Genomic DNA, 13221 nt, shown 5'->3' with positions numbered 1-13221 from the left:
ATTTTTATTAGCGCTAAGGTACGGCAGATAAACTATAACGTTTGAGTGAAAATAAGGCATGGATACCTTTTTTAATACTTTTTAACGTTGTAGAATTGTAGTTATTAACCAATGTCTTTCTAAAACAACATTTGCTTTGAAAACAATACACAGCGTCCACCCATCGGATTTTAAAAGCTACGATACCACTACCATACGTGAACGATTTTTGATAGATAAACAGGTACAGCCAGATCAGATCAATTGCACCTATACCCATTACGACAGGATGATTGTAGGCATGGCCAACCCGGTGAATAAAACACTCGAATTGCCAAACTACCCAAACCTGCGTGCCGAATACTTTTTAGAGCGCCGCGAGATAGGCATCATCAATGTAGCCGGTGCCGGCGTAATAACAGCCGACGGACAAGCCTTTGAAATGAACAAGCTGGATTGCCTGTACATTGGCAAAGGGACTAAGAGCGTAACTTTTGAAAGCAAGGATGCCTCGGCTCCTGCTGTATTTTATTTGTTATCATCACCGGCCCATGCGGTTTACCCTACAACGCAGCTTACCCATGCCGATGCTGTTAAAGTTGAACTGGGCTCAATAGCTACGGCAAACAAGCGTACCATTAATAAATACATCCACCTGGAAGGTGTAAGAAGCTGCCAGCTGGTGATGGGCTTAACCATACTGCACGAGGGCAGTGTTTGGAACACCATGCCTGCACACGTGCATGACCGCCGTATGGAGGCTTATTTTTATTTCGATGTACCTGCAGGACAAAAGATTTTCCATTACATGGGTGAGGGACAGGAAACCAGGCATATCACCATGGATAACTACGATGCAGTGGTATCGCCGCCATGGAGTATTCACTCGGGCAGTGGTACATCAAATTATAGCTTTATTTGGGGTATGGCAGGCGAAAACCTGGATTATACCGATATGGATGCCATCGCGATAACAGATCTGAAATAATCATACAATCAACCCGAAAAATATAATTTAAGTGGATAATCAATTTTCATTAGCCGGTAAAGTAATAGTAGTTACCGGCGGAACAGGCATATTAGGAAAAGCGTTTATTGATGGCATTGTTGAAGCCGGAGGTGCCGTAGGTATCCTGGGTCGTAATGCTGAAGTAGCAGAAGAGCGTGCTAACGCGATAAACCAGGCAGGTGGTAAAGCTATTGCCCTGGTAGCTGATGTGATGAATGAGGCCGAACTGGTAGCGGCTAAAGATAAATTGCTGGCAGCTTTTGGCAGGATAGATGGCCTGGTAAATGGAGCCGGTGGTAACATGCCCGAAGGTGTTTTGCAGCCCGACGAGGATATTTTTAAAATGAATATCGAAGGGATGAAAAAAGTAATGGACCTGAACCTTTGGGGAACACTGATCCCTACGCAGGTTTTTGGCGAAGCCATTGCCCAAACAGGTAAAGGCAGCATTGTTAATATATCATCCATGAACAGCAAAAGGGCCATTACTAAAGTTTTGGGCTACAATATGGGCAAAGCCGCGGTTGATTGCTATAACCAATGGTTTGCTGTCGAGCTGGCTAACCGTCATGGCGACAAGATCAGGATGAACGCATTGGCCCCAGGTTTTTTCCTTACCGAACAAAACCGTAACCTGCTAACCAAGCCCGAGGGAGGTTATACCCAACGCGGCGAACTGGTGATCAAACAAACACCATTTAAACGCTTTGGCCAGGCCGATGAGCTGAAAGGCGCCCTGGTATGGTTGCTGAGCGATGCCTCGGCATTTGTAACCGGCTCGATGATCTGCGTTGACGGCGGGTTCTCGATTTTTGGAGGGGTGTAATTAAAAAAAAGAATAAAGAGAGGCCTGTGCGATTCCCTCCCCTGGGAGGGTGTAGGGAGGGGTTTCGTTGCTATGTAAAACATTTAGCAAAGCGAATAAACCCCTCCCTGCCATCACACATCCAGCCGCACCCCTCCCGAGGGAGGGAATTATAAATCATCGGAATAGTTGTTGTAATAATGCTGGCCACAAGCTGCAAAATTGCATCCGGAAATGAGTGTTCAATTTTTGAAAAACGGGTGTTCAATTTTTTACTCTGCTAAAATACAACTTGTTGATTATCAATATTAATGTGTTCGATTTTGCTAAAGTAACTGTTTTTATAAAATTCAACTTGTTGATTATCAGTGGTGTTTTGTTTTTGAAATAAGTGAGGGTGTTTACACTTTAAAAGTTGAACACATGGAAAAACAGATAATAAAAGTTAATAACGCCTACCGAAAGCTAACCAAATAATAAACCTACAATGAAACTCAAATCATCACTCATTACATTACTCACCCTTGCAGGTTTTGTCGCAAACGCCCAAACCGTAACCCTCGATTATTATTTTAACCACGAGGTACACAAAGGTGCTAATGGCCAACCTGAGCGTTTTCATTACCTATGGGATGAAACGGATAACAACGGTTTCAAGATTTTTGGTGAAGCTTTTACAAGTCGCGGGGCTAAGCTGGATACACTTGGCGTTGCGCCAACCTTGGAAAACCTGAAGGGATCGTCGGTTTATATCATCGTTGACCCGGATACCAAAAAGGAAAGCCCGAACCCTAACTATATCCAGGGAAATGATATTGAGCAGATTGCAGCCTGGGTTAAAAAGGGTGGCGTGTTATTGATGATGGCTAATGATAGCGTTAACGTAGAACTGCCGCATTTTAATAACCTTGCCGCTAAGTTCGGGATGCATTTTAATAATGATTTGCAAAACCACGTAATTGATGACGCGCACTTTGAAGATGGCGCTATTTATGTTAAAAATAACCCGGTTTTAAAAACCGCGACCAAAGTTTTCATGAAGGATGCCTGTTCAATAGGCTTAAGCGGCACCGCTGTATCGGTACTTAAAAACAAAGAAGGAGCAACTATGATCGCATCCGCTAAATACGGTAAAGGAACCGTAATAGCCGTTGGCGACCCCTGGTTGTACAATGAATATGTGAACGGAAGATTACCCGCCGGATACGAGAATGACAAGGCTGCAAATGATGTAGCGCAATGGCTGCTGAAACAGGCGAAGAAGTAAAAAAGAATTGTCATTTCGAGAGAGCAGGGGAGGAAAGCGCTTTGGGGCGAAGGAGAAATCTTGTACGCCCTGCTGATCGGATAGGATGAGCTGGGCGTATAAGATTTCTCACTCGTTCCTCGTTTCGAAATGACATCGACTAATAAAACAAGAAAGCCGGATAGTTTAACTCCCCGGCTTTCTTGTTTGTAGAAATAGGAATACGCTTACAAAGCTTTTCATGTTCCCTCAGGGTCTCTCGGAGAGGACCCTGAGGCTCTGCGTGTGTCTCCTTCCTGAAATATGCTTACAAAGCTTTCTCTTTCGGAACAAAATCATTCATAACTGCTTCGCGGATCAAGGCCGGAGGCAGGATACCCTGCGACAGGATAAAATCATGGAAATGCAAGGCGTTGAATTTGTTGCCCAAAGCGGCTTCGGTATCTTTACGCAGGGCAATCATTTTGGTAAATCCATAAAAATAGCTGTTAGCCTGACCGGGGGCGTTAATGGTATAACGTTCAACTTCCTGACGGGCAAACGCGCGCGATTGTACAACATCGTTCATCAGCACATCAAGTGCCTGCTGCTGGGTTATTTTGCCGGCTTGTAATTCGGGGTCGAGGAAAGCGCGGGCTGCCCTGAGCAGACGATAATCTAACGATACCAGTTGACCTTCTAATGGCATATAAGGGCGGGTGATGTATTCAGAGTATAAGCCCCAGCCCTCAACGTTAGTTGAGTTAAAGGCATACAGCGCACGGGCTTGTGATACACCTTCTTCCACCATTTTATCAAACTGAAGTTCGTGACCAGGGCGGGCTTCATGGGCTATGATGGTCCATGAGGCGGCGTCAAATGTAAAGTCGTCGTATTTGTCGGTGGCTTTTTCGCCGGGTGATGCAGGCATGTTTAGAGGGAGTACAAATACACCACGCTGGCCGGTATTGTTCAGGAACGGCGGCGGCACCATATGCGGGGCAGGCCCCTGCGCGGTTTCGGCGGCTGAAGCTAAGCGGATAATAGCCGGACGGTTTGGCAAGGTTACCAGCTGATGCTCACGGATAATACCTTCAATATCCTTTAAATGCTGTTCGTATAATGGGATAATAGAATCACCGTGGATTTGCTCTTTTTTTAATTCACGGATTACCGCACGATAATCGTTTGACGGCAGGTTACGTTTTTTAGCAATCTGCTCGGCAATGGGTTTCATTTCATTCTGAAGCTCATTGAACAGGGCATGTGCCATTTCGGCTACCTTGGCCGGATGGATGTCAATGCCGTAGGATTCTAAATTCATGGCATATTCTTCAGGTGGCAGGCGGAAATCTGTACGGGCCTTTACCAGTACGTTTGCTTTTACCCATTTATCATAATCTTCCAGTTGCTTTTTAAGCGTAGCATAAGGTTGTTCCCAGCCGGTTACTTTGTATTTGGTGCAAAGCTCTGCAATACCGCTTACGATGCTGGCGTTGCGCGACAGATCGGTTTCCATACGTTGCTTTGACGGATAGATCATGTTTTTACCTGCCATCTGGTGCTGAACGCGCTCCATGTAAATAGTGGCTAAAGGTTTATATCCTTTTTCCAGTCCGGCATATTTACGGATGCGCATTACAGCTGCCTGTCGGCGGCCTTCTGGTGTTTGATCATCAAGCAAGGTTTCCAAACCACTGTAGATGGTTGATGATGCATTAAGAAAAGGTACCTGGCGGCTCAGCTCAAAATCCTGCTGACGGAAACCCAGTTTAAGATGGGTAATGATGATATTGATATCCTGCTGGATAAAAGTATTTTTCTCGGTTTTAAGGGCTTCGGTAAGTTTGGCTACGACGGCCTCCTCATCCTTACGTTCGGCCATAATATTTTGCAGGGTTGGTACTGCAATGTCGCTGTCGTATTCGGCCAAGCCCTGTGATGATCCGTATTCGGGCGAATATTTTTTATCCAGATCAATGATGATCTTAGTATACTCGTTTGATTTGGCTACCCAGGCTTTGGTTTCGGCCGATTGCTGGGCTCCGGCATTAATACCGATACCAGTCAATAGCATCAGCATGCCCGCGCTTTTAAGTAGGTTTTTATTCATAGTCAATTTAAATTTTGAATGGCAAGTTAGTTATTTGACCGTTGATTTTTTTGATTGCGTTGATTTGGCTGATAATGGCACATTTTGACCGTTGACTTTTTTGATTACGTTGATTTCGCAGATGTTTTTTGATAGTTGATTTTTCGCCGTCGTTGGTGTTGTCACTAACAATAGCGCAATGTTGAATTCTTGATAAAAAAATAGCCTCCCTTTTTTCATAAAAAGGGAGGCTGAACAGATCAACGCAATCAGCGTAATCAATCAAAAATATTAACGGTCTAAAAGCGGTATCCTAAAGTAAGGAACGCGTTATTATTAGTTTTTTTCAAATCGGCGAAAGGGCTGGTTGCTCCAACATCATAAGGGAACAGGGTTTGTTTGCCGGTTACCCTTGCGTAGGTAGCATCAATAAAGTAAGCGCCAAAGTGCACGCCTATACCACCGCTAACAGTTTTAATATCGCTACCCAGATCTTTCATTGGGTTGCCCTGCTGGCTGTACCCGCCGCGTAAATAAACCAGGCTGTTTACGTTAATTTCGGCACCTACGTGCAGGTTTACTGTTGAACGGTAAAGTGATTTGATATCGCTGTTATCGCCATCAGCAGTATAGCTATCGTTGCTGCTCAGGTGTGTAGTGGTATAATCAATATATTCAACATCGCCGCTTATAAAACCGTATTTACCGATGAAAACGGAGGCACCGCCCGCTAATTTTAACGGTGTGCGCAGGTTATAACTCAGCTGGTATGGTTCAGATACGTTCCTGTAGCTGCTTCCCCCAGTGTATTGGGTTTGAAGTCCTTCAGTATAAGAGTCGTCGATGTTGTAAAAGGTTGGCGAAGTAAATACGAAACCTAAGCGTACAGCTTGCACCGGTTTGTAAATGATACCCAATTTGGCGTTAAAGCCCGAACCTTTAGTTGCCTGACTTTGCAAAAAGGTTGATGAAAAATCGGTAGGGGCACCGCCATTCGTGATAACAGCGTTACCATTTTCGGTGAACGCGCTGTTTGAGTTGTACCTGATATCGGTAATAGCCAGGCCTAAACCTACATAAAGTTTATTGCTGTAATTGGCACCGAATGACAGGTTAAATTCCGACTGACCACCGGTGCGGGTGATACCCGCCAATTGCCTTACCGGAACGTTTACTGTACTTGAATAAGAATTTGGATCGGTAGCCGGGCCAAAGTTATCAATCAATACATGATCATAAGCCCAGCCATCAAGTCCATTAGGGTTAACACTGCCGTATTGAGATACCTCGCGTTTGGCTATGCCGGCGTAGTAATCAGAAATAGAACTTGTTTGATTGGTACCGCCGTATGCAACGTTTTCATAAAAATTGTTGGTACGGCTATAGCCTGCGCCGTAGTTAATACTTAGCCAGCCTTTGCTTTTATCCTTGTGTGTGGTATTAAGCTGCTGATATAACACTATAGCGGCATTGCTCATGTTTACATCGTTGCGGTTTGCGCTGCCAGCCTGCCCAAAAAAGCTTGAGTTTATTTTTGAGTTATCATACTCGGGCGTAAGGCTCACTTCCGAGTGGGTGAAAAAGCCCAAACCTGCAGGGTTACCGCTTATCGAACTCAGATCGCCGCCTATAGCTGTACCTGCGTTGCCAATAGCTTTAATGCGTGATGTTGACCCGGTTTGAAAGGTTGAAAACCTGATGGCATCCTGTGAGTATTGCGCAAAGCTATCTTTAGTAATTGCTACTATAGCAATTACGCTTAGTAAATACTTGATTTTCATAAAATTCAGGTAAAAGAGATATAAGATTTAGGTTTATGGTCTTGATGGTCTGCCGCCGCCTCCTCCGCTGCTGCTGCCGGTGCTGCGTGAACTGCCGCCTCCGCTTGAGCTTGACGATGCCGGTGTATATGATGGTTGAGGCTGCGATGCGCGCTCAACCTGTGGTTGCCTGTAAACAGGTTGCGAGTCACGCGTAGGAGCCGCATCTGTACGGGCCGGACGTGCATAACGGGTGCCCGTGTTATTATTATAGCTGTTACTTCCGTTGCTACCTGTACTATATGTACTGTAAGTATTTGTGCGGCTGCCAAGAGGTCGGTTGCGGCCTCCGGGAACATAGCCTATGCCCGAAACAGCACTGCTAACAGGGCGACCTCCGCTACCTGCAAACGGATTGCCATTGCCACGGTAAGGCCTTGCTGTGCCGGATGAAGCATAACCGCCTCCGTAATAACCGCCATAGCCACCGCCGTATCCGTAACCACCACCGCCGTAATAGCCGTGTCCCCAGCCACCGTATCCATATCCGTAGCCTAAGCCTAAGCCACCATAACCGTATCCAAGGCCCCAGCCGTAACCATAGCCTCCGTAGCCATAGCCTAAATCCCAGCCGCTGTAATAGCCAGGACCGCCATAATAGCCTAAGCCACCATAGCCTAATCCGTAGTTATAGTAAGGGTAGTTGTTATATGCTGAGTAAAAGTCGTCGTAATAGCCAAAAGGAGAAAAATAACTGAAACGGTTTATGCGTGTAGCATAATCATCGTAATAAAAGTAGTCATCGTCGTCATCGCTGTAGCCATCCTGGGCAGCCGGAGTTTGGTTGTAGGCTGGCTGCTGTGCATAAACAGGTTCATCGCCTGCTCGTGCGTCAGAAAAATAAACGTCGTCATTACTTTGGGTTGATGCAAGCTTGGTTGTAGAGCAGGAACTCAGCGCCATGGCACCGATAATAAACATTCCTATCGCGATGTTCCGTTTCATATGCAGGTAAGTAAAAAGTGCAAGGTCAAATAAGTTTTAAATTTATAAATTTGGCAGCAATATACAACAATTACAGAAGTCCAAATTCTATCCAATCAATATGAGCAAAGGTGTTATTAGTAAAGACGAAGATTATTCGCAATGGTTTAACGACTTAGTAATTAAATCTGACATGGCCGAATATTCGCCGGTTAGGGGCTGTATGATCATTAAACCGTACGGTTATTCGATATGGGAAAAGATCCAGGCGGTGCTTGACGAAATGTTTAAAGAAACCGGGCACAGCAATGCTTATTTCCCGCTTTTAATACCCAAGTCTTTTTTTAGTAAAGAAGCCAGCCATGTTGACGGTTTTGCAAAGGAATGCGCCGTTGTAACCCATTATCGCCTCAAAAATGATGGCGAGGGGAATATTATTGTGGATGAGGAAGCCAAACTTGAAGAAGAGCTGATCATCCGCCCAACATCAGAAACTATTATCTGGAACACCTATAAAGGCTGGATCCAATCATACCGCGACTTGCCTATCCTGGTTAACCAGTGGGCAAACGTAATGCGCTGGGAAATGCGTACCCGTTTGTTCTTACGTACCAGCGAGTTTTTATGGCAGGAAGGCCACACTGCACACGCGACAGCAGAAGAAGCAATTGCCGAAACCGAGCAAATGCTGGATGTATATGCCGATTTTGCTGAAAACTGGATGGCGTTACCGGTAGTAAAAGGCCGTAAAACAGCTAACGAGCGTTTTGCCGGAGCATTGGATACCTATTGTATTGAGGCATTAATGCAGGATGGTAAAGCTTTACAGGCTGGTACATCACACTTTTTAGGACAAAACTTTGCCAAAGCTTTTGATGTAAAGTTCACCAATAAAGAAAATAAGCTTGATTACGTTTGGGCTACTTCATGGGGTGTTTCAACCCGTTTGATAGGTGCGCTGATCATGGCACATAGTGATGATGCCGGTTTGGTATTGCCTCCAAAAATTGCCCCGATAAAAGTTGTGGTAGTGCCTATCTATAAACACCAGGAAGAGCTTGACAATATTTCGGCTTATGTAGCAGCGTTGAGCAAGGAGCTTAAGGCAAAAGGCATTTCGGTTAAGTTTGACAACCGCGATACCCATCGTCCAGGCGCTAAATTTGCCGAGTACGAACTGAAAGGCGTGCCGCTGCGTGTAGCCATTGGCAGCCGTGACATGCAGAACGGTACTGTTGAACTGGCCCGCCGTGATACCAAGACTAAAGAAACCGTTAACCAGGAAGGCCTTGCGCAGGTTATCGAAAACCTGCTTGAGGAGATTCAACAAAATATCTACAAAAAAGCTTTCGATTTTCGTGCCGGGAATACCAAAGAGGTTGACACCTGGGAAGAGTTTAAACGTGTACTTGACGAAGAGCCTGGATTTATCAGCGCCCATTGGGATGGCACATCTGAAACCGAACAAAAAATAAAAGAGGAAACTAAGGCGACAATTCGTTGCATACCTTTGAATAACAAGCAGGAGGAAGGTAAATGTATTTTTACAGGTAAGCCTTCTACGCAGAGGGTTCTTTTTGCAAGGGCGTATTAGCCCCCGGCCCCCTAAAGGGGGAGTGCTGGAGTAGAGGGCTAATTTATGTATCCATCCCTAAAGGATATAATTAATGTAAACAGGTTTCATTGTAGGGATTGAAACGCATTCCAAACACCCCCTTTAGGGGGCTGGGGGGCTTATGAAATTCGCAACTAAAGCAATACATGCAGGGCAGGAGCCCGATCCAACTACCGGCGCTATCATGACGCCGATATACCAGACATCTACCTACTGGCAGAAATCGCCGGGGGATAATAAGGGTTATGAGTACTCACGTGGTACCAACCCGACCCGTAAGGCGCTGGAAGATTGTTTGGCTGCTTTGGAAAACGCGAAGTTTGGTTTGGCTTTTTCGAGCGGTATGGGTGCTACTGATGCTGTAATGAAATTGCTTGCTCCGGGTGATGAGGTGATTACCGGAAACGACCTGTACGGAGGTTCATATCGTATTTTCACTAAAATATTTGCTAACTACGGAGTTAAATTCCATTTTTTGGATCTGTCTGATCCGGAAATTGTTCGCGCTCATGTAAATGATAAAACCAAGTTGGTTTGGATAGAAACACCTACCAATCCAACTATGCGCATTGTGGATGTAGAAGCCATCGGTAAGATCACAAAGGAGAAGAATTTGCTTTTTGTGGTGGACAATACCTTTGCTTCGCCGTATCTGCAAAATCCGATAGATATGGGGGCAGATATTGTAATGCATTCCGTAACCAAATACATAGGTGGCCACAGCGATGTGGTAATGGGCGCATTGATGCTTAATGACGAAGAACTTTACAAAAGACTTTGGTTTATTTATAATGCTTGTGGCGCCACTCCGGGACCTATGGACAGCTTCCTGGTGCTGCGTGGTATCAAAACCCTGCACCTGCGCATGAAAGCACATTGTGAGAATGGCAGGCAAATAGCCGAGTTTTTGAAAGATCACCCTAAAGTTGAAAAGATCTACTGGCCGGGCTTTACCGATCACCCTAATCATGACATCGCCAAAAAACAAATGCGTGATTTTGGCGGCATGATCTCCATTGTATTGAAAGATGCTGATCTGCAGGAAACTTTCCGCATCGCGTCATCATTTAAAGTGTTTTCACTGGCCGAGTCATTGGGTGGTGTTGAATCATTGATTAATCACCCGGTAAGCATGACCCACGGCTCAATCCCTAAAGCCGAGCGTGAAAAAGCCGGAGTAGTTGACAACCTGCTGCGCCTGAGCGTAGGGGTAGAGGATATTGAGGATTTGTTAGAGGATATTAAACAGGCTCTCGCTTAGTTGATGAAGTGAATGGTTGATTAGGTGAGTAGTTGGCTTTAACCACTCACCTAATCAACCTAATCAACCACTCACTATATAAATGACAGAAAACCTCAAAGCCTTCCTCGACGCTAAAGTTGCCCAGTACAATCGCCCTGAATTTATTGAGAACGATCCGGTAACTATTCCGCATATGTTTAGCCAGAAGCAGGATATAGAGATCATGGGCTTTTGGGCGGCTACCCTGGCTTGGGGACAACGGGTTACCATCATCAAAAAATGTAAGGAACTCATCGCCTTAATGGATGGAGCGCCTTATGATTTCATTATCAATCATGAAGAGCCTGATCTGAAAAAACTCTTAAACTTTAAGCACCGCACGTTTAACGATGTGGATACGCTTTATTTTATAGCTTTTTTCAGGTATCATTATGAACGGTTTGAGTCGTTGGAAGATGCGTTTTTGCCCCCCGGCCCCCTGAAGGGGGAGCATGGGTTAGCTGTTGAGCATGCGCTTAATAGTTTCCGTTCGTATTTTTTTTCTTTACCCGATTTTCCGCATCGTACTAAAAAGCATGTGTCATCACCTTCGCAAAAATCTACCTGCAAGCGGCTAAATATGTTTTTGCGCTGGATGGTGCGTAAGGACGATAGCGGTGTTGATTTCGGCATCTGGAACCGCTTTAAACCTGCCGACTTAATCTGTCCGCTTGATTTGCATGTAGACAGGGTATCGCGTAAACTCAATCTCATCAACCGTAAACAAACCGACTGGCAAACCGCCGTGGAACTAACTGAAAGGCTCCGCGAGTTTGATCCTAATGATCCGGTTAAGTATGATTTCGCTTTGTTTGGGTTAGGGATTGAGGAACGTTGGGGCGTGCAGTTTTAAAACGCCCTAACATTATTTGCTTAGTAATACAACATCCTGTTTGGGAACCTCGACCAATTGCGTCCGCACCAATATTCCGTTATTGAAATAATAGTAATAATATGATAACGGTTTCAATTGTGCATCTGCAGCTGCTATTTGTCTGTAAACTGCATGTTGTGAAGTTTCTTCAACTAACTGATAATTGCGTTTTTCGGATTTTTTGAAGTCACTTTCGCTCGTGCCAATGGCGTAATGCGTTGTGCTGCAGCCAGAAAGAGTCAGCAAAATGAATAGGGCTAAGAAAGAATTTTTTAATACAGACATGTGATTAAGTTTATTTTCGTGATGCAGGTATGACTATCGCTAAAAACAAAGGTTTACCCATCATCTGCTATTTTTGCAATTATGCCTCTTCCTTAAAATAAACCTTATAATAGTTCATAGCGCGGCCATCGTCAAAACCTTTCTCAATCAGTTCCTTATCACCATGGATATAGATGTGGAAGTTTTTATCAAGCTTGAGCACACTTTTATAAACACGGGCCTGTTTTTTTACCGCGTTTTCTGAAATGATGAAATTATCGGCAATAGGGCTGTCAAACTCCTCCTCATACTGGTTTTTAAAGTTTTTGAACGATTCGATAGCCTGCTCGTTACCTATCACTTCGTTTGAAAACTCCTCCATATCAAAAGTTTCCTTCTCCTTAAAATACTTCATAGAGCGGTTGAGCAGGTCGATTTTATCGGCTTTACTCATCTCAAATTCTTCGTCGATTTTTTCGGTGATAAAGTTTTTGTAAATGCCAAGCGTATTGTTGGTTTGGTTAAAGCTGTCGTTACGAATTTTGAGCTGTAGAAAATCATCCTTCCAGAATCGGGCTGCTTCCTGCCCTGTGTTGGTTTTATCAACCACTACTACTTTATAGCCGTTCTCTTTTTCGATATTGAAAATCAGTACACCCTTATCCAGTTTATTGATGTTGATGGCGTCTTGCTCGTAATCAACCTGGAAACCACCTTTATCTGGGTAAACCTTAAGATAGGTTTCCTTATTTTCTGATTTGAAAATACCGATGGCATTTAATGGATTGCCTTCAATTTGTACTTTGTTGAAGTAAACCACATAAAGTTCGCCGCCTTTAATGTTGGGGTGGTTAGTAACTTTATATAAATGCTTCGCTATTTTCTCAGATGCCTCATGGAATTTTGTGTTATCATCAAACACCTGTGTGGCAAAGTGATGAAGCTCGTTCAGTAGCAGATCGCCGCTGCTATGCATCAGGTGATAAACTTCGTTGGCCTTTTCAAAAGGTTTCAGAAAGTATTGCATAAGCAGATTGGGGATTACATCATCCTTTAATTCCAAAGGTTGTTCGGAAAGCGCATACATCTCTTCCTGCGACTGATTACCAACATGATGTACCGAAATAGTCTCGAGCGAAGCTTCAAAAAAAGTTACCATAATTGCCTGCGAAGGTAAGGTTTTTTGTCAAGTCATCATGTCATTTGCTTACGCGTCATTAAGTCATTGGAAAGTAGTACATAGCAGGATCCTTTATGGTTCATGTTATTTTGTTTTACTTTTGCCCCTGAGATCATTTTACGAACGACTTGGCATACCAATGACTTAAATGA

11 protein-coding genes are annotated in these 13221 nt (G+C 44.3%); 6 read left to right on the top strand and 5 right to left on the bottom strand.

Features of this window, described 5'->3' with window-relative positions; all coding sequences use genetic code 11:
* Positions 1 to 136: 136 nt before the first annotated feature.
* The 3 genes from kduI to DUL71_RS14995 all read left to right on the top strand — a co-directional run bounded on the left by kduI (position 137) and on the right by DUL71_RS14995 (position 3060).
* On the top strand, positions 137 to 967 hold the full coding sequence (gene kduI, locus DUL71_RS15005; protein ID WP_114938877.1) for a 5-dehydro-4-deoxy-D-glucuronate isomerase: 831 nt from the start codon (positions 137 to 139) through the stop codon (positions 965 to 967).
* A gap of 31 nt (positions 968 to 998) precedes the next feature.
* The gene (locus DUL71_RS15000) at positions 999 to 1814 is read left to right on the top strand and encodes an SDR family oxidoreductase (protein WP_114938876.1); all 816 of its coding nucleotides are present in this window, start codon (positions 999 to 1001) and stop codon (positions 1812 to 1814) included.
* Between the two features lie 466 nt (positions 1815 to 2280).
* Complete coding sequence (locus DUL71_RS14995) at positions 2281 to 3060, top strand: hypothetical protein (protein WP_114938875.1); 780 nt, start codon at positions 2281 to 2283, stop codon at positions 3058 to 3060.
* Positions 3061 to 3346: 286 nt separating this feature from the next.
* On the opposite strand, the gene DUL71_RS14990 is transcribed toward DUL71_RS14995, so the two are convergent.
* From DUL71_RS14990 to DUL71_RS14975, 3 genes are all read right to left on the bottom strand, one after another.
* The gene (locus DUL71_RS14990) at positions 3347 to 5131 is read right to left on the bottom strand and encodes a DUF885 domain-containing protein (protein WP_114938874.1); all 1785 of its coding nucleotides are present in this window, start codon (positions 5129 to 5131) and stop codon (positions 3347 to 3349) included.
* Positions 5132 to 5409: 278 nt separating this feature from the next.
* Entirely contained in the window at positions 5410 to 6891 is a 1482-nt protein-coding gene (locus tag DUL71_RS14980) for an OmpP1/FadL family transporter (RefSeq protein WP_114938872.1), read from the bottom strand.
* 33 nt (positions 6892 to 6924) lie between these two features.
* Complete coding sequence (locus DUL71_RS14975; protein WP_154402405.1) at positions 6925 to 7875, bottom strand: hypothetical protein; 951 nt, start codon at positions 7873 to 7875, stop codon at positions 6925 to 6927.
* Positions 7876 to 7975: 100 nt separating this feature from the next.
* On the opposite strand from DUL71_RS14975, the gene proS reads away from it, so the two are divergent.
* The 3 genes from proS to DUL71_RS14960 all read left to right on the top strand — a co-directional run bounded on the left by proS (position 7976) and on the right by DUL71_RS14960 (position 11604).
* Complete coding sequence (gene proS / locus DUL71_RS14970; RefSeq protein ID WP_112569240.1) at positions 7976 to 9448, top strand: proline--tRNA ligase; 1473 nt, start codon at positions 7976 to 7978, stop codon at positions 9446 to 9448.
* Positions 9449 to 9590: 142 nt separating this feature from the next.
* Positions 9591 to 10730, top strand: coding sequence for a cystathionine gamma-synthase (locus DUL71_RS14965; protein ID WP_114938870.1), 1140 nt, complete (start codon positions 9591 to 9593; stop codon positions 10728 to 10730).
* A gap of 82 nt (positions 10731 to 10812) precedes the next feature.
* On the top strand, positions 10813 to 11604 hold the full coding sequence (locus DUL71_RS14960) for a TIGR02757 family protein (protein WP_114938869.1): 792 nt from the start codon (positions 10813 to 10815) through the stop codon (positions 11602 to 11604).
* Between the two features lie 12 nt (positions 11605 to 11616).
* Here the strand turns inward: DUL71_RS14960 and DUL71_RS14955 are convergent, their stop codons facing one another.
* Entirely contained in the window at positions 11617 to 11910 is a 294-nt protein-coding gene (locus DUL71_RS14955) for a hypothetical protein (protein ID WP_114938868.1), read from the bottom strand.
* Between the two features lie 79 nt (positions 11911 to 11989).
* Complete coding sequence (locus tag DUL71_RS14950) at positions 11990 to 13048, bottom strand: nucleoid-associated protein (RefSeq protein ID WP_114938867.1); 1059 nt, start codon at positions 13046 to 13048, stop codon at positions 11990 to 11992.
* Positions 13049 to 13221: the final 173 nt, after the last annotated feature.

Source organism: Mucilaginibacter endophyticus (assembly GCF_003351025.1).
Classification (GTDB): Bacteria; Bacteroidota; Bacteroidia; order Sphingobacteriales; family Sphingobacteriaceae; genus Mucilaginibacter; species Mucilaginibacter endophyticus.
This window is presented reverse-complemented; position numbering and strand designations above follow the sequence as displayed.